Here is a 17,555-nt window from a genome sequence, read left to right on the forward strand (position 1 = left end):
ACTTTTCGGGTCCAGTTCACATTGTGGGTGGTTCTTTTCGTTTTTCGTCGCTTTTTTCGTGCTTTCTTCCAAGACGTTGATAGGTATTTACCTACTCGTTTTGCAAAAAAAACAGCGACTTCTCTAGCAATTACTTTTAAAATTTCAATTGCTATCGTGAAAAGTATTTCCATGCGATCACCTCCTTTCTCCATAAAATGAAAGAGAAAGGATAGCAACCAACCACCCTGAAATATTCAGTTACGTTATATTAATTATACCATATTTACGGGTGGGTTAATAGCTTAAAAACCTTGATATGACAATGTTTTTAAGGGTTTTTGAGTTTTGAAATCAGAGGTTTGAAATGGTAAAAATAATATTTTTTTTAGAAATGATTGACATATAACTCTATATATCATAATATTGAAATTGTAATATTAAAGAAACCAAATCCAACATTTTCATATAGACTTTAGATTAGCTAAAAGGACACACCTAAGGCGCATTATGCCATAGGTGTGTCCTTTTTTTGCGTTTAAAGGCTACATAAGGAGGAATACAAACATTGAAGCCATCTAAGTTTCAAAAGAAGCAGATTGTTGCGGTAGGTCTAGCCGCTGCAACAGTAGCGGGTATCTATGGATACAATCATTTCGCAGTAGAAAATGCTGTAAAACCAACAAAGATTGTTGTAGCCGCAAAGGATATACCTGCACATACAGAAATTAAAGAAGACATGCTAGTGGAACGAACTTTACCTGGTGATGCGATTCCCCCAAATGCATTACGTGTAAATAAAAAAGAGGTTGTAGGTAAGTGGACAAATGATGGGCAACCCATTACAGAAAATAGCTATCTCTTTAAAAACAAAGTAGTAAAGAAAGAGGAGTTACCGGACTCTGCTATTTTAAATTTGAAAGATGGAGAAGTTGCTTTCCCGTTACTCGTTGATTTAGAAACAAGTTCAGGGAATAGTATTATCCCAAACACGTATGTGGACTTGTATTTCAAACAAGTTGTGAAAGAAGGAGACAATGAGAAGGTTGTCTTTGGTGGTCTGTTCCAACGTGTACGTGTGACGGCTGCAAAAGATAGCAATACAGAAGATGCATTTGTGCTAGAAAAGAAAGAATCAAAAGAGGAACAAGAAGGAAAACAAAAGCCTAAAGTAACGCGATTATACACACTGGCTGTTTCCCCTGAACAACTTCAATACTTAAATCGTGCAAAAACACTTGGAGATGTCATTCCTGTTGCAGTTGGACAAAAGGTGGAGCAAACAGGGAAAGAATTAGAACCAGCTGAAGGATTCTCACAAATATCTGATCAAAAGAACATTTTAGACTATGTAGAGAAGCATTCGACTAATCCAATTTCTAAAAATGTAAAAGAGTATGTAGCACAGTATCTGAATGAATCTAAGTAAGAAAGGGGTTATTAAGATGGAGCGGCAAGCAAGAATCATTGCCTTTTATGCAACAAACGAAAATGTAGGGAAAAGCACATTAAGTATTGCGATGGCAAATGAATTAGCTCATTTAGGGAAAAAGGTGCTTTATGTTGAAGCAGACCAAGTAAGACCTAGCTTTGCGGTTGGAACTGGTCTTAGCCACGATAGTAAAAACATCTTAGAACTTGTAAGAAAAGAAAATGAATACAATCTCTCGCAATATATTTGTACCAAGCAAGATTTATTAGAGAGAAAAATGAATCCAAGGTTGATGCAAAAATTGCACGATAAGATGGATTTTCTAGTGTTTCCATCAGGTTATAACTTAGCTCAATTCCCAGAGATTCAAAACAAAGAACTGTTTGTAACGACATTTATAGAATCACTTGTAGATACAGAATACGATTCTATCATTCTATCAGTACCAACTGAATTATCTGAGGTTCTGAGTTATCCAATCCTATACCAATCAGACCTTGTAATTCATGTGTTAAACGGCAACCCTCGTGGTGCAATAGCAATTAAAAGAGAATTACAACTACTAGAAGAAGCAAAGCTAACATTGCCTCGTATGATTCATGTTTTAAATATGGCAGATGAGGATTATGTAGAAGATATTGAAAAGCTATCTTCCCAAAAAATTGCGGTGACAATTCCGTATGACAGGGATCGTACGAGTTATGAATGGGGGATGCAGTTTGGTTCCCCGCAAATTAATACAAAGGTCCATCACATTATGGAAGCAGCTGGTCTTGATATTCCAACCCAGCATACATCCTCTATGAAAAAGGGTCTCTTTGGTTTACGAAATTAAAAGGGAGGCAGTAGTATGTGGGGCTATTTACAGGGAAAACAAGTCGCCTTAAAGCGAAATCGAGTTGATTTATATCATTTTGGTTATATGATTCGTTCCAAATCAGCTCGAAAGTTAGGAACAACTACAGCTCAACAAATTAAAGATATCACGGATGAAATTCGTGCATTTTTAGTAAAAGACCATCGTGATATTTTAAGCGAATCTTTTATGAATAAAGAAAAGAGAGCAGCTGTAGAACAAATCATTAAAAGTTTTCTATTAAGTAATCAAGTCGTCATTTCAGATGTACCTTCTGAACAATTATTAAATATGGTATGTGATGATATTGTGGGATTTGGAATTATAGAACCTTTAAAAGAAGATCAGGATGTAACCGATATTTATATCAATGGTACAAAAGAAATTATTTACGAAAAAATTGGAGAGGGAGAGTTAACATTCCCTTACCGATTTGAGACGGAAGAAGAGGTAAAGGCTTTAGCCTATAAGATGGTAAATAGTACGTCAGAGTCATTAAATACAGCAAAACCATATGTGGACTGCGTGTTTCCCTATATCCGTATCAATATTGCTTTAGATGAACTTGGGGGACTCGGGACAACAATAACGATTCGTAAGAATGCAGATCATCTTCGTGCTTCTGAAGAGCGAATGTTATCTACTAATCAAGCGTCAAAAGAGATGTTGGACTTTTTGGCTGCAGCCGTGAAAGCCAAAATGAATATTCTAGTCGCTGGAGCAACAGGGACAGGGAAATCAGAGTTTATGAAATTTCTTGCTTCTCATATTCCGAAAGGAAAGAAAAAAGAACGTACTCTTGTAGTAGAAGATAACCCTGAATTATATTTGCATCGAATTTTTCCAGAACATCACTTTGTTCCGATGCAATGTAGGGCATCGGAAGTAGAAGAAAATGCAATTGATTTTGATAGATTGTTAACGAATGCACTACGTCAAGGACCAAAGCGATTAATTGTAGGGGAATCGAGGGGTAAAGAAGCATTAAAAATGATTAACTTTTTCCAAACAGGCCACCCTGGCTTTACCTCTGTCCATGCAAGAAGTGCCATAGAAGCAGTCAGACGTTTAATGCTCATGTGTCTGCAAAGTGGTGCGAATATTGATGCCCAGTATTTATATGAATTAATTTCACAGACATTCGATGTGATTGTCTTTTTAGAAAAGAAAGATGATGGGAATCGTTATATTACAGAGATGATTGAATTATTAGATTATCGAGGTGATATACAGTTTAATGAACTTTCTCAGTTTATCCCGACATACGAGGAACAGGATGAGATAAATGAAAGCATAGGAAAAATTCATGGACAGCACATTATTACAGGGAAAATGTCAGCTAAAATGGAGAAAAAATTCCGTTCTGCTACTTCTGTAAATCCAGCTCTTTATGCACCGTTCCTATCACAACAGGAGGTGCAGTATGCATAGTTTGTTCGCCTATGGATGTATATTATTAATCTTTATTAGTGTAGTATTACTTGTTTTACTTTTTGCAAAATCTAAAGGTTCTGCACTTTCCCAATTTGTACAAGAAAATGAGAAAGAAGAAAGGCGCTTGGAATTAAGGAATATTAAAGGCATACGAATGTATCTTCCACAATCTGTTATCCAAGAAGCCCAAAAGTACGAGTGGAAATTGACGAAAAGCATGTACTGGGTATATACGATTCTTTCGGGAATGAGTATAGCAGCAATATTCTACTTCTCATTTGGAAGAGATCCTTTTACCCTGATTTCTGCTTTATGTGGATTTTTAGTTCCGAGATTTCTTCTCTATCGAAGAAAAAAACGTTACTACTTGGTTGTCATTGACCGTCTCTCTATTTATATGAAGGCAGTAGCGAATGCGCTTCAAATTAGTAATAACGCTAAACGCGTGTTAGTACAAGTAAAGCCAATGATGCATGAGAGTATTCAAGAAGAAATAGAAAAAGTTTCTCTTTTATTAGAAGGTGGAACTACAATGCACCGTGCATTTAAAGGATTCAATGAAACTTTTAATTTTAGAGAATTGGTTTTCTTCCATGAAATGTTGGAAGTGTGTAGTCGAGAAGGCGGGGCGAATTCAGTACAAGTCTTATTAGATATTGCAGAAGATTTCGAAAAACAAAAGCTATATCTGGCAAGATTACGTTCTAGTTTGTCGCAAGCACAACGTGCGTTTGTACAGAACTGCTTAATCGTGATTGCCATGCCGATTGTGATTATGTTGATGTCAAAAGAAGCATATGGATTTTTAGCAGGTTCTATGATGGGGAAAATTGCATTAGCGGTAAATATGTTAATTGTCTTTTTCTTAGCAACCCGTGTAGAAAAGATTGCAAATTATAATCCAACAGAAAGAGGGGAATAAAGTGGCTACGATTTTAGCTTTAGTGGTATTCGTTGTCATGTACTGGGTATTCTCTACCTTTCTACAAAGTAAAAAAGACAGCGGTAGCCTACTTACAAACTATGTAGAAAATGCAAAACGAATTGAAAAAAAGAATTTAAATCAAATGATGCTTGCTCCCTTCCAGTCGTTATCACATAAGTATCTGACAGAAGAAAAGAAAGAGCAGATCCAAAAAAAATTAGAAGAAGCTGGTTTGGATACGAAACCAGAAGAATATTTGAAAATGAAGGTTGCCTATCCCATCATTTTCACCTCTGTTTTCTTGATATGTACGGTGTTTCATGATTACTACTTATTTAAAGTGGGCGTTTTAATTTCACCGCTACTTTATTTCTATCCTGATTATCTATTAAAGAGAAGAATCAAGCAGGCTATAGAAGCAAGGAAGTTCGAATTACCGGAGTATTTAATTCCTATGCTGCAGTTGTTAAAAACACATACAACATTAGAAGCAGTAAAAAAGGCGCAGATATATGCCGGGAGACATCTTCGACCGTATGTATCTACACTTACAGCGGAATTAGAAATGTATGCGGGTTCGGATCAACCATTTAGAAACTTTGCAGCAGCCTTAAATAGTCCAGAAGTAAATACCTTTACTATTGCATTGCAACAAGCACAAAAAACGGATAAGGTACAGAGTCTTCGTATTATGGATGCACAGATTAAAATGATGCGTGAGTTAAAACATGAGAACTATAACCGTCTCATTCAAAATAAGCCAATGGAAATGAATAAATTTAACGTAGCTGTTATTGGATGTATTGTAATTTATCCAATGGTTATTGTTATTCAATCCTTAATGCAAGGATTTGCAAGTATATAGAAAAACATTATTCAAAATGGAATAGGTAAAGGAGCAAAATATATGTTAACGAAAATGAAGAATTGGTTAAAAAATGAAGACTCACAATTATCATCAGAAAATGGTATGTTAATCGCCTTGGCGGTAATTATTGTGCTAGTAATTGGACCATTTGTATGGAAAGCAATCCAAGGTGGCTATGATACAATTCTAGCTCGATTCACAAAAGCATCAAGCAATGCAGATGTGAATACTTGGAACAAGAAATAAAAGTTTTAGGTTCATGATGTTTATTATGTATATAGTTCAAATAAATGAATAAGGGAGATTCAATCATGTTAGCAAAAATGAAAAATTGGTTAAAAAATGAGGATTCACAACTATCATCAGAAAACGGTATGTTAATTGCCTTGGCGGTCATTATCGTATTAGTAATTGGGCCGTTTGTATGGAAAGCAATCCAAGGTGGTTATGATACGATCCTGGCACGATTCACAAAAGCATCAAGCAATGCAGACGTAAATTCTTGGAATAAGTAATAAAAGATTTAAATAATTAAGTTCTTATTTTAGTAAATTCTTAAAATCGATATATAAAGGAGACGAAATGTAATGTTAGCAAATATGAAGAATTGGTTAAAAAATGAGGATTCACAACTATCATCAGAAAACGGTATGTTAATCGCTTTAGCGGTCATTATTGTATTAGTAATTGGGCCATTTGTATGGAAAGCAATCCAAGGCGGTTATGATACAATTCTAGCTCGATTCACAAAAGCATCAAGCAATGCGGATGTAGATTCTTGGAACAAAAAATAAATTTTAATTGAAAATAAGAGGGGGCGTGTTTTATATAGCTCCCTCCTTTTAAAATATAAGGAGGTACTATGATGAAATTCAGTAAAGTAATGATTCCTACATTAGCAACATTAGCCCTTGGCATGTCATTAATTAGTACACCTGCAAGTGCAGCAACAACAGCTGATACAAAACTAAATCAAAGTATAACAGGTGGGGAACATAATATTGCTGTTACACCAGTTAGTAACTTTAACGCGGTAACACTAAGTGGAGAAACACAAGTAACACATGCAAATCCTGGTGTACTAACAGTGACAGATGCAACTGGTTCTGGGAATGGTTGGAGAATCAATGTAAAAGCAGATCAATTTAAAGTGAGTGGAGATGCAAAGTCAAATCGGACACTTCCAAAGGGTTCCTTAGTTTTGAATAGTGGTGGTGCTGCTATAACGAAAGTTGGAGGGACAAGTTCACCAAATCCGGAGTTTAAAACGACTAACTTTATTATAGATACTGATAATCAAGTTACGATTTTAAGTGCGAAAAAAGATGAAGGTATGGGGAAATATAATGTTAGTTTCAATGATAAATCTCTAGCTTTAACGTTAAATCCACATAGTACGTATGTTGAGAATAAGGCTGGTGCTACCTCATATGAGTCAAAACTGACATATTCTATTGTAACAGGACCTTAAAAGAAATTTATCATATAGAAGGGAATCACGTATGTATGATTCTCTTCTATACATAGAAAGAAGGGGCAGAATGAAAAGCTATGTATATAAAATTTTAATTAGTATTTTGGTTGTGATTATATTCATTTTAAGTATAAGCTTAAAACCTTTTAAAGTAGTTTATGCACAAGAAAAACAAGATAGTTTACCATTTGATGTAAGCATTCATGTCCCGGATAATCAACTAGGTGATATAAAAAATTATTTTAATTTACAGGTGAAAAAGAAACAGAATCAAACAGTAAAAATGGATGTACACAATAAAGCTAATACTCCAATCAAAGTCAATGTAAAAGTCGCTAACGCTCTCACCTCTACAAACGGAGGTATTATGTATGTAACAAATCGTGAAGTCTCACAAAGTATATTAACAGATACAGATTTCTATATGGATCAGTATGTTCAAGCGCCTGACGCTGTTAACTTAGAGGGGAATCAAACGAAAACTATAGAGGTACATTTAACGACACCAAATCAAGATGGAGTGTTTTTGGGTGGATTATTATTTGAGTTAGCGCACGATACCCAAGGACAGAAGCTTGAAAAGGACGGATTGAACTTTTCTGTACATAATAGCATTGAATATGCGGTAGCAATACAATTGAATAGTGAAGAGACTGAAAATTCGGTCAATAAAACGCCTCTTAAACTAAATGGCACAACTGTTGAATCTTATCCAACACAACCACAAGTCCATGCACTTATTCAAAATACAAATGCAAATATTGTAAGGGATGTAGCAGTTTACTATGAAGTTTTATCCCAGGATAACGTTCTGTTTCATGGTAATATTCCAGCATTCAATGTAGCGCCAAAATCTAAGGTAGGATTAGCAATCCCATGGAAAGCGAAAGAATATAAAGATGGAAAGTATACACTAAAAGTCACTATAAAAGAGAATGGTATACCAAAAACATATACAGAACAGATACGCATAACTGCTTCTAATGTGACAGATTATGCGGAACAAACAGGTGCAATAAAAGTGTTGCCTGGATATTCTAATCAAATATATATAATAGCCGCTGGTGTTTTCATATTAGTTATTTCAATGTTTGTATTTGTATGGTGGAGAAAGAAACATGAAAATCAGAAGGAGCAAAATAAGGCAGCATAGATAGCATAAAAATGAAATGGGGGAGGAAACAGTGAAATGGGGGAAGGTTCTTACTTCAATCATACTTTTGGGTGTATCGTGCTTAATTATTGATTCAAAAGATAACTCTATATTAGCTGATCAAATAGGAAAACAGCAAAATGGTATTCCAACACTCACTGCAAATGGAAAAGAAAATGAAGTGAAGCTAGAATGGGCGATTGATATCTTAGAGCAGGACGTCCTATGGAAAATTGATTTTAATAACCCAAAAGACGTTAATTTGATGAGTGGTTGGGGAGAGTTTTACGGTAACGGGAATCAAAGTTTACAATCTGAAGTTTTTTATCCAAATGGTACAGATACTAGCGGATACAAAGTATTTGATACAAAATCGGGAGGGAATCGAGTCTTATATCCTTATACAGTAAGAGAGAGTTCCATTGCTGTTTTTAAGCGATTAAACGTACCTAATAATGCTTATATTTCAGCAACGTTTAAAGCAAAGTCACAAGGATTAGGAAGAATTAGTTTCTATGGTGATGGAGGCTGGGAAACAGGGAGAGAATTTGACTATTATAATGCTACTGTTTTGAAAGATGTTCCAGGCGGTTCAAAAGAAATAGAAATTAGTAATATCTCTTTGTTTCCAGAGAAGGAACCGGGTACCAACATACCAAGGGATAGAAGACATATAACTTCGGATATAAACAAAGATGTGTATCAAGATTCCCCTATGATTGAAAAGGTAATACCGTATCAGGATGGTTCTGGAAAGGGAAAGGTAATATTAAATAGTCCTATTGTGACCCCGATGAAACAAGGTGATCGCCTAAAAACAAGAAAATGGGCAGCACCTATCCAATTACCAAATAATCGTACGATCACAAAGAATGATTCTAATAAAGATATAAATGGATGGTCTACGTTTAGTATGAATACTCAAGTTGCAAATAATCCGTTTTATATTACCGAGCAACGAGGTGTAACTTTTTATATGCTTGCTTATTCAGAAGGGATTACCTATGTGGATGAGTTAAAAGTGGGATATGCATCGGAAGCGGAAGTATACAGGGGAAATCAGCAAATATATAAGGGTAGACTCTCTGACTATGTAGATAAAGAAGCAAAAGATCAGGCAGTGCCAACAACACCTGAAAGCTTCCAATTTGAAAATAGAGAACTGAAAGAAACTAAAGTAACGTTTGCCCCTGCTAAAGATGAAGGGAGTACCTATCATTATAAAATTCGTGGAGTTGGCAGGAATGGCGTTTCGGATTTTTCTAAGGAAGTTCCTGCAACTGTAACAAGTGGTGTAAAGGGATATGAATATGTAGTGAATGATAAATCCGACACTTCACTTGATAAAGTGGGTGGTGTTCAGTTTACAAATCAGACTAGCATTCAGTTTCCAACTGATTATGCGAAACCACAATATGTACATATCCGTACAGTAGATAAAGCTGGGAATAAAAGTACGACGAAGCATATATCTACAACACAAAAAGGACGAGTAGACATGCTTACTGTTCCTAAAAGTGTAGAGTTTACTCCTATTCAACTAAATGGAGAAAAGCAAAATTCATTTGGTACATTAGGGAAACTCATGATACATGATAGTCGAAATCAAGCGGATGGATGGAGATTGAATATGACAATTTCTCCATTTACAGAGCCGAATATTGCAAAACAATTGCCAAAGGGTTCTTTATCCTTAAAAAATCAGGTAAGTATAACTAAAGTAAAAGGTCCAGAGACAGGGAAACCTATCATACAAATTCCAAGTACACCTATTGATACTGGGGCGGCACACACTATTATACGGGCTTCAAAAGATGTAGCAATTGGAGAATATCAAGTCGATTTTGGACAAAATGGATTACAACTGCAGTTAGATCCAGGGACAACTTATGTAGGGAAGAATCGGCAAGCTACTTATACTTCTACGGTCACCTGGTCTCTAGTGAGTGGACCGTAATAATTCATTAAAATAGGAAAAAATAAGGAGAAAAAATTATGAGTATATATGTAATAGGAATACTACTAGGATATATGGCCCTGAATGTATTTACTGATTTGAAATATAGAAAAACGAAAAATATATGGCATTTGCTATTCTTAATTGTAGGTATAGGAATCACGTATTTTGCTGGAATAAGAACAGGGAAAGAGATTGTGATTGTACTAGCTATGGCATTAGCGTGTGGTTTGTTGTTAGAGACATTTAAATTTTCTTCACCCGGTGATACAAAAATGCTTGTGGTGGTAGCTATATATGTTAGTAATTTAGTGGAAGAATCAGCAATCCTTACTGCTATTACATTAACAGCTTTCCATTTACTATTCTTTTGGATTGCTAGTGTGTATCGATTAATTAAAATTTTGGGGTTTGTGGGGGCGTTTAAAGACCAATTGGAGCATGCTGCTTCTATATTTGGGGCAAAGCTACCAAAGAAAGATATACAGCTGATACAGAGCTTTCCGGGGGCTTGTTCTATTTTATTAGGAGCAATTGTATATGTTGCTTTCACTATTTATCAAAACGGAGGTATTTTAGCTTGAATAGTAGAATCATTCATCAAAGAGAAACTTATATTTACTTCACGATATTCGCATTAGTAGGGGTACTTATTACCAATATGTTTATTAATATGGTGTTTATACTAGCGTATCCGTTACTAATTGGATTAATTGTACAGGTTGTCTTGCTTCAGAAGATAAAAAAACCGTTTTATCGGAGCGGAAAAGAATTAACGGAACAGTTAAAACTAAAAAACATATTCCTAGTAGAATCAAATATTTTAGGAGATGAAGAAGGAACAGTTTATGAGGTGCATCAAATGCCTTTTACATTCTCTAATGGATTAATTAATAAAGACAAGACTTATAAAGTGATAAAACAAGAGTATGAGAGAAAAGTAAAAGAGGATTTAACGAAAATTGCAAAATGGCAAGTTACAACAAAAGCTAGGCTTGTTACGACAACTCATTTTCGTTTATATACAATTTGGCAGAAAAATAGTACAGGCTATCAATTAAAAAAAATAGAGGATTGTATTGATCCATATGCCAAGATGAACATTATACAATGGATGATTGCTTCATTCTGTACGACTGGTCGTATTAAGTACGATAAAAAACCAAAAGAGTGGGCAAGTTATGAATGGATTACTTTAAGATAAATAAAAAAGACAGAAAAACTTCTGTCTTTTTTATTTTGGTCTTAAAATATGAAGTCAAAATGAATATATTAAATAATGTAATAGATAAAACATTCGAAGGAGTAGATTTAATTGACTGATTTACCAATGATTTTAGGAATGCTATTTTGGTTAGGATGGGCTTTATTCTGCTGTTTAGCTATTTTTGTAGCAAAAGATGAAAATAAGTACTTAAAAAGCCTCATGTTTAGTATGTTTATGACTATGTTAGTAATTAAAATGGGTGGATATTAATAGAGAATGTGTAGGGGGAATTTCCTGCCGTGGAAAATTAGTAGTTATTTATTTATCCCCTAAAAAAAGACCTCCATATAAAATGGAGGTCTTTTAAAATGACGATGAGATATGACTCAATATCTCGTGTAGGATACTTTAATTATACATAATTTCAATAAAATGAAAAATAATAAGCTCAATGATAATATAAATATATATGAAGATACTTGCTACTACTTAATAAATTAATTAATATATAACTATATTTATTGTTTAATTGATTCCGTTTATTCCCACACCTTTTTTGTGTTGTGGTTGAGTTGTAGAAGCAAGTTGCGTCTTGTTTCATTTATGAAAGGGCTTCTTTGAGCCGATTAGTGTTTATATAGCTTATTTTGCTATGCACATTTTTAATCGACTTGAAGAAGCCCTTTTTGTGTTGTTTTCAAGTCTGTTTGATTGTTAGAACCCATTATTACACTGGGCAAAAATTATTATTTAGGGGGATTTATTTATGAATATCAGTTATGAAGTATCTTTATTTTGTTCTGCGCATCCAGATGAACTTATTCCAAGTTTACGTGCATTACGAATGAGAGTTACAAAAGAAGGAGCATTTTGGGAACGAGATTGTTATCAATTTTCCATTAAACCATCAAACTTGTCACAGCGAGCAGCAAAACAAGCAGGGGAAATCTATTTGTATCATGTTCATTTTAATGGATGTGTACGGGATTTCCTTTTTTTATTGGAAAGATGTTTTAGAGGGACGAGTTTTCGCTTTACTGCTATCCGCGGTTTTTTAGATGTAGAAGGTTATTCACTTAAGAAATGGAAACCAATTCTACGTAACCACCACATAAATTCTGCAGATGTAGATTGTATTTTTAAGAAAGATGATCTTGTAATGATTGTGCATCAGCATGGAAGTTTAGAGGTGGTTAAACGTGCGGAAAAAGGTGAACAATTAAAAAAAGTAAACTTTCTGGAGGTAGATAGCTGGTTACAAGCACTAAATCCGACAAAAGAGGATCTATTCTCTTTAACAGGTGTGAGTGTATCGTAATGAGTGATTTACATAACTATATGAAAGTCTACAGACAGAGGGAATGACAGAAATCCGTAGTGAAAAATAACTATGAATTTCTGTCTTTTATTTTATTCAGGAGGATTTTAGTATGAATTTATTTGAACTTTTTGGTTTAGAGGTAGGAGAAGACATAATGGTACAGGATGTGAGAACAGATAAACAAGTTCGCAATCGATACAGTTATGATGTAGGTGAGAAATTAGCGGGAGCAAAGAAAGAGATACGAGCTTTAAAAGAATCATTTTTAGTATCATTTTCTTTAGAAATTTTAGCTGAAATTGAAAAAGAATCTCCAGTAGAGGCGCTAAATGCATTGGATCGAAACGCATTAATTCCATTCTCTTTTGAATATGAAAAAGAAAATGATGTCCTGCCACGTGTTGCAAAGTTAAAGCAACTGCTAGTGGGCAGAATTAATAAGAAGCCAATTGTAGATACACCGACTGCAAGGAAACTATATGTTCAGGCATGTAGAAGAATATGGAATGATATACAGTCAGTACATACCTCAGAACAATGGGTAGATCTTGTTGTTTCTTATGGTATGGAAATGAGCAATGGTTGGTCTGCATTTAGAAAAAATAAGAATGTAACATTCACATTTAAAAGAATGGTAGAGGAATATTTTGATGAGTTTGTTGATGCAGATGGTATGGAATTATTGATATTAGGAAAGAAATTCATATCACTTTGCACAAATTCAAAAAGTATTAATTCTACGTATCTTCGTGTATCACATGAACTAACATGGAATGATTTACTTACGAAAAAGGTTACAACTCGTAAGAAATCCGCAGCTGCTTGGAGTAGGAAACTGCCAGATACCCTGCAAAGAAAAGGGCCAGGAGTAGAAATTGCTACCAAACCTGAAGACGTAGTTGCTATGTTTGGGTTGAAGGGGATGCAATTTGGTCATTATTGCACCGAACAATATGCAAAAGAGCATATTGGGCATGTATCTGAAGCATTGCATGATTTAGCTCGTATATTGGGAATTCCACCTGAGTATATAGGGTTAGGAGGACGCTTAGGACTTGCGATTGGTGCGAGAGGAAGCGGCAATGCATTAGCACATTATGAACCTTCTACCAAAGTCATTAATTTAACTCGTGATAATGGAGTCGGGGCATTGTGTCATGAATGGGGACATGCATTGGATCATTTCTTATATGATTGTAGTCATGATTTTCAAAATGGTACTCTTGCTTTCTTATCAAATGGGAAGAGTATTGGGAATATCTTGCCTGCTATTATCAAGGAAAAGATACAAGCTGTGTTAGATGCTTGTAAACAAGGAAAAGTGGCCAGAGTAATCAACGTGGAAAATGCCTACAGTAGAAAGTGGTATTTCTATGGTGGTGTTATCGATAGTTATGATGTGTTTAAAGGAAATCTTTCAAATATTTTAGAATCACATCATGCTAGTTTGTGTAGGAAGCTTGATACTTTATCAGGAGCTACAAAAACGCGTATGGAGCGTAAAATTGAAAAAGAATTCGAGAAAACCGCACAAATGTTAGCTGCATATCATTATAAAAAAACTGGCGAAAAACTTGTTGAAATATCCTATCAAGTGAAAGGGTCTATATACTTTGATACAGCCATTAAGTTAGATAAGAAGAGAACCAAAAAGTATTGGTCTACGAATCATGAGATGTTTGCTAGAGCATTTGAAGCATATGTAGAATCAGCTTTGCTAGATCAAGAACATAGAAACGATTATTTAGTTTGTGATACATATTCTTTTGTCTATCCGTTAGGAGAACAAAGAGAACATCTAAATAGAAGTATAAAGAGTTTAATGGAAGTAGCTGTTCCATATATAATAAATAGTATACAAGGAGTGGGAAATGATGAATTATAACATACAAAAAGGACAATTTCGTTTAACAACTGCACATCCAAGAGGAAGTTGGTGGGAATTTTATCGTGTTCCATGCCCAATCTGTAATGGTATTGGAAACTGTATGCTGCATGTTTCACAGGAGAAAGTAGCATGTACCCGTGTGGAAAGTAAGTGGGTATACGGTAAAAATTCAAGTAATCCAAGTTATATCCATTATCTAAATGGTAAGAAGCAATACCAATTACCAGAGGTAGATGTAGTAAAGGGGCATAGTAAGCGAAGTAAGGAAGAATTAGATGTATTTAATCGTAATTTAATCGGATTTTTGCCGTTAGAGGAGAAGCATCATATACATTTACTGCAAGATAGAAAAATGACTGAAGAAGAAGTACAGGTACGTCAATATCGTTCGTTTTTAAAGCAACAAATTGTGTTGGAAGATGATAATACGTACACAACTATTTGGGAAAAGTTATTTAAACAAATTGGCAAAAAAGATTGTTGGAAGGGAATACCTGGATTTTATGAAATGAAGAAAGGACAAACTTCTCTTCGTTTAATGGCAGGTTTTCCAGGAATTATGATTCCATTCCGAAACCAATATAATCAAATTGTTGGTTGGCAAGTACGTGTAGATGAAGTAAAGAACTCTGTTCATGTGAAATCTGGGCCTACAGGTATACAAGCCGAACTAGTCCAACAGCCTAATGTTGTGAAAATAACGAAAAACGAGGATTGTATCTATGAAGGAAAACTAGAAATAGGGAAAAATAAAGAATTATTAATCGACGGGGAAAAGGTTGTTGTAAAGATACATAAAGGTCAAAAATACTTATGGATCTCTTCAGCAAATAAAAATGAAGGAACCGGTGCGGGAGGTAGTGAAAATCCACTTCCTGTACATGTAGCGGTACCAAGCTCACATTTGAAACATTGGAAGTCTGGTATGCTGCACAAAACAAAATCAGTAATGATTACAGAAGGGCCGATGAAGGCGGATTTGATTGCCGATTTACTTCCTCAAAGACTAAATAAAGAAGAAATAGCTAAAGTAGGGACAACAGTTCTTGCGATTCCAGGTGTAAATGCATGGAGAATCGTTATGCCAGTATTAAAAGATATGGGAGTAGAAAATGTATACTTAGCATTTGATGCTGACTTAGTAGAGAATGAAAAAGTAAGAGCTGCCTTAATTGCTTTTGCGACAGAGTTAAAGAAAGAGGGCTATAACGTAATTATTGCGGCATGGAACCCAGCACAAGGGAAAGGTCTGGATGATGCAATGCAAGCTGCTTTCAAACCAGTTTTTCGCACAATATAAAAAATCATAATGTGTAATTACAACAAAGTCGTGGATTATACAAGAAAGTTGTTTATTCTACAACAAAGTTATACATGATACATGAAAGATGTAGACTTAAAATATTATTAGATTATATGAGGAAAAGCATGACAATTGTACGTCATGCTTTTTTTTATAGGTCAAAAAAGGAATTTTAGGAGGTTTTAAAGAATTAATAATGGTTAGGATTCTGTATTGACAAAATTATTGTTTTTATTGAGGTATATATTAAATAGAAATTTGAAGAATTATACTAATTATTAATTTAAGAAGTCGGTTTTACATACATGCATATATATATCTAACTTTTTAGTTAAGACATAATAAAGGGAGCTATAGTAATGCCAAAAAAATTTATAATTTCTAAACAAAGCGACATGGCTGGATTTTCATCTTTTAAGTGCTCATTTTGTGGAGAAGAATTTAAATTAAGAGCCGATGAAGTACAAGAAGATGATGTTATGGAGTTATTTTGTCCTAGTTGTGGTATTCCTTGTCCAGTTTCTACATACTACACTGAGGATATTAAGGAAAATGCTATGATATTAGCAGAGAATGAAATGGCAAAAGCGGTAAATGATCTATTTAAAGGATTAGAAAAGTCTTTGAAAAGAAGTAAGGGCATGAAATTTAAAGCTGGGAAACTTATGACAACAAAACAACCAAGAGTATTATATGAAAAAGATGATTTAGATGAAGTGATGTTTTTATGTTGTGATAGAAAAGCTAAATTAACTATATTAACTAAAGCAGGTCATTCTCCATTTTGTCCATACTGTGGGGTGAATTAGTTGGAAGCTTCAGTTCTTATTCCTATTAAAAAATTTAAAATTCTCTCTAAAAATTTTAGGAGAGTCTCTGGAGATTTGTTGAATTCAAGTGATATACATGAGACCATGAGATTGGCTAAAAAGTTTGTTACATATATTGAAAGTGAACCTATTATTTATGACTTTATACGTAAATGTCATACACAAGACTATAATTTAGAGGAAATGATAGGACTAAAGACATATGGTTCAAAGTATGATATTCCTATTGATAATAATGAAGAAATCAGCTTTATTTATCAACTTTTAAAATATGCAACAGTGCACTTAAATGATTATCATGAATTAACATTTGGATATGCTTTCTATAAAGGAGCAAAATTTTCAGATCAAGTACGAGAATTTAATTATCAAGTTGTAAGACTTTTAGTAAATCATATTACAGATTATTTAGAGGAGATGGCAATTGAATTGGGAATTGATGAAAAACCGAATGCAAAAGTATTAATTCAAGGTAATGTAGGACAATTTAATTATGCAGAACAAGGGAATATTGAAGCTAATCAAATAAATAACCAAGATGAGGGGAAGGAGCTTAAAAAAATAGCTCAAGAACTAATGGAACTCCTAAGAGGGGCATCTATGGAAAATAAAGATGTTCAAGAAGATGCTATAGATTTTGTTGGAGAGGTAGTACAAAATATCGAGGAAGGTCATGAACCGAAGCCGTCTCTTCTTAGAAGAACAACAAATGCTTTGACGGAAATTAATTCAACGGTGGAAGGGGGATCTCAACTTGCTATTAAGATTGGTCAATTTGTAAATCTAGTGAGCAGTTGGATTTCTTAAAAAGTCAGTGGTTTACGTTAATATTAAAAAGACATTTACGGATGATATTAGTGAATGTCTTTTTAATTAATAATTACTTTTGCAACTAATAAATCAATTTTTTTGATTTATTAGTTGCAAA

At 34.3% G+C, this 17,555-nt stretch carries 19 protein-coding genes; all 19 read left to right on the top strand.

Annotation, left to right across the window (positions count from 1 at the left end; translation table 11 throughout):
• The first annotated feature begins 547 nt into the window (after positions 1-547).
• The 19 genes from cpaB (at position 548) to KI369_RS18075 (ending at position 17,434) form a co-directional block, all read left to right on the top strand.
• Positions 548-1,408, top strand: a complete 861-nt coding sequence (cpaB, locus tag KI369_RS17985) for a Flp pilus assembly protein CpaB (RefSeq protein ID WP_000804792.1) — start codon at positions 548-550, stop codon at positions 1,406-1,408.
• Positions 1,409-1,424: 16 nt separating this feature from the next.
• Complete coding sequence (locus KI369_RS17990; RefSeq protein WP_000441033.1) at positions 1,425-2,246, top strand: CpaE/TadZ family protein; 822 nt, start codon at positions 1,425-1,427, stop codon at positions 2,244-2,246.
• 15 nt (positions 2,247-2,261) lie between these two features.
• On the top strand, positions 2,262-3,698 hold the full coding sequence (locus KI369_RS17995; RefSeq protein WP_000264620.1) for a TadA family conjugal transfer-associated ATPase: 1,437 nt from the start codon (positions 2,262-2,264) through the stop codon (positions 3,696-3,698).
• A complete protein-coding gene (locus tag KI369_RS18000) occupies positions 3,691-4,623 on the top strand; it encodes a hypothetical protein (protein ID WP_000555804.1) in 933 nt (310 codons plus the stop codon). The genes KI369_RS17995 and KI369_RS18000 overlap by 8 nt, the downstream gene beginning before the upstream one ends.
• A gap of 1 nt (position 4,624) precedes the next feature.
• Entirely contained in the window at positions 4,625-5,491 is an 867-nt protein-coding gene (locus KI369_RS18005) for a type II secretion system F family protein (protein WP_000201162.1), read from the top strand.
• Positions 5,492-5,533: 42 nt separating this feature from the next.
• The gene (locus tag KI369_RS18010) at positions 5,534-5,740 is read left to right on the top strand and encodes a hypothetical protein (protein WP_000956356.1); all 207 of its coding nucleotides are present in this window, start codon (positions 5,534-5,536) and stop codon (positions 5,738-5,740) included.
• A gap of 65 nt (positions 5,741-5,805) precedes the next feature.
• Positions 5,806-6,009: a hypothetical protein gene (locus tag KI369_RS18015; RefSeq protein ID WP_000879955.1), complete on the top strand. Its 204-nt coding sequence runs from the start codon at positions 5,806-5,808 to the stop codon at positions 6,007-6,009.
• A 72-nt stretch (positions 6,010-6,081) separates the two neighbouring features.
• On the top strand, positions 6,082-6,288 hold the full coding sequence (locus KI369_RS18020) for a hypothetical protein (protein WP_000880715.1): 207 nt from the start codon (positions 6,082-6,084) through the stop codon (positions 6,286-6,288).
• Between the two features lie 71 nt (positions 6,289-6,359).
• On the top strand, positions 6,360-6,965 hold the full coding sequence (locus KI369_RS18025; RefSeq protein ID WP_000672678.1) for a WxL domain-containing protein: 606 nt from the start codon (positions 6,360-6,362) through the stop codon (positions 6,963-6,965).
• A 70-nt stretch (positions 6,966-7,035) separates the two neighbouring features.
• On the top strand, positions 7,036-8,121 hold the full coding sequence (locus KI369_RS18030; protein ID WP_000844613.1) for a DUF916 domain-containing protein: 1,086 nt from the start codon (positions 7,036-7,038) through the stop codon (positions 8,119-8,121).
• Between the two features lie 31 nt (positions 8,122-8,152).
• Complete coding sequence (locus tag KI369_RS18035; RefSeq protein ID WP_000871009.1) at positions 8,153-10,078, top strand: WxL domain-containing protein; 1,926 nt, start codon at positions 8,153-8,155, stop codon at positions 10,076-10,078.
• Positions 10,079-10,116: 38 nt separating this feature from the next.
• Positions 10,117-10,662, top strand: a complete 546-nt coding sequence (locus KI369_RS18040) for a hypothetical protein (protein WP_000029928.1) — start codon at positions 10,117-10,119, stop codon at positions 10,660-10,662.
• Positions 10,659-11,282 (top strand): hypothetical protein, encoded by a 624-nt coding sequence (locus KI369_RS18045; RefSeq protein WP_001088469.1) that lies wholly within the window; start codon positions 10,659-10,661, stop codon positions 11,280-11,282. The genes KI369_RS18040 and KI369_RS18045 overlap by 4 nt, the downstream gene beginning before the upstream one ends.
• Before the next feature lie 111 nt (positions 11,283-11,393).
• Positions 11,394-11,555, top strand: coding sequence for a hypothetical protein (locus KI369_RS18050; protein WP_000130909.1), 162 nt, complete (start codon positions 11,394-11,396; stop codon positions 11,553-11,555).
• A 496-nt stretch (positions 11,556-12,051) separates the two neighbouring features.
• Positions 12,052-12,603, top strand: a complete 552-nt coding sequence (locus tag KI369_RS18055; protein WP_001027667.1) for a hypothetical protein — start codon at positions 12,052-12,054, stop codon at positions 12,601-12,603.
• 112 nt (positions 12,604-12,715) lie between these two features.
• Complete coding sequence (locus KI369_RS18060; protein WP_001048055.1) at positions 12,716-14,491, top strand: LPD1 domain-containing protein; 1,776 nt, start codon at positions 12,716-12,718, stop codon at positions 14,489-14,491.
• Positions 14,481-15,794: a DUF3854 domain-containing protein gene (locus KI369_RS18065; RefSeq protein WP_001108764.1), complete on the top strand. Its 1,314-nt coding sequence runs from the start codon at positions 14,481-14,483 to the stop codon at positions 15,792-15,794. Before KI369_RS18060 ends, KI369_RS18065 begins: the two co-directional genes overlap by 11 nt.
• 362 nt (positions 15,795-16,156) lie before the next feature.
• Positions 16,157-16,606, top strand: a complete 450-nt coding sequence (locus KI369_RS18070; RefSeq protein ID WP_001124741.1) for a hypothetical protein — start codon at positions 16,157-16,159, stop codon at positions 16,604-16,606.
• 105 nt (positions 16,607-16,711) lie between these two features.
• Complete coding sequence (locus KI369_RS18075; RefSeq protein WP_002019908.1) at positions 16,712-17,434, top strand: hypothetical protein; 723 nt, start codon at positions 16,712-16,714, stop codon at positions 17,432-17,434.
• Positions 17,435-17,555: the final 121 nt, after the last annotated feature.

Origin of the sequence: Bacillus sanguinis (genome assembly GCF_018332475.1) — a bacterium.
Classification (GTDB): domain Bacteria; phylum Bacillota; class Bacilli; order Bacillales; family Bacillaceae_G; genus Bacillus_A; species Bacillus_A sanguinis.

Bases quoted from the DNA above. Each gene is read 5' to 3' on its own strand.
- KI369_RS17990 (WP_000441033.1), top strand. From the start codon at position 1,425: ATGGAGCGGCAAGCAAGAATCATTGCCTTTTATGCAACAAACGAAAAT.
- KI369_RS17995 (WP_000264620.1), top strand. From the start codon at position 2,262: ATGTGGGGCTATTTACAGGGAAAACAAGTCGCCTTAAAGCGAAATCGA.
- KI369_RS18000 (WP_000555804.1), top strand. From the start codon at position 3,691: ATGCATAGTTTGTTCGCCTATGGATGTATATTATTAATCTTTATTAGT.
- KI369_RS18010 (WP_000956356.1), top strand. From the start codon at position 5,534: ATGTTAACGAAAATGAAGAATTGGTTAAAAAATGAAGACTCACAATTA.
- KI369_RS18015 (WP_000879955.1), top strand. From the start codon at position 5,806: ATGTTAGCAAAAATGAAAAATTGGTTAAAAAATGAGGATTCACAACTA.
- KI369_RS18020 (WP_000880715.1), top strand. From the start codon at position 6,082: ATGTTAGCAAATATGAAGAATTGGTTAAAAAATGAGGATTCACAACTA.
- KI369_RS18025 (WP_000672678.1), top strand. From the start codon at position 6,360: ATGAAATTCAGTAAAGTAATGATTCCTACATTAGCAACATTAGCCCTT.
- KI369_RS18030 (WP_000844613.1), top strand. From the start codon at position 7,036: ATGAAAAGCTATGTATATAAAATTTTAATTAGTATTTTGGTTGTGATT.
- KI369_RS18040 (WP_000029928.1), top strand. From the start codon at position 10,117: ATGAGTATATATGTAATAGGAATACTACTAGGATATATGGCCCTGAAT.
- KI369_RS18055 (WP_001027667.1), top strand. From the start codon at position 12,052: ATGAATATCAGTTATGAAGTATCTTTATTTTGTTCTGCGCATCCAGAT.
- KI369_RS18060 (WP_001048055.1), top strand. From the start codon at position 12,716: ATGAATTTATTTGAACTTTTTGGTTTAGAGGTAGGAGAAGACATAATG.
- KI369_RS18065 (WP_001108764.1), top strand. From the start codon at position 14,481: ATGAATTATAACATACAAAAAGGACAATTTCGTTTAACAACTGCACAT.
- KI369_RS18070 (WP_001124741.1), top strand. From the start codon at position 16,157: ATGCCAAAAAAATTTATAATTTCTAAACAAAGCGACATGGCTGGATTT.
- KI369_RS18075 (WP_002019908.1), top strand. From the start codon at position 16,712: ATGAGATTGGCTAAAAAGTTTGTTACATATATTGAAAGTGAACCTATT.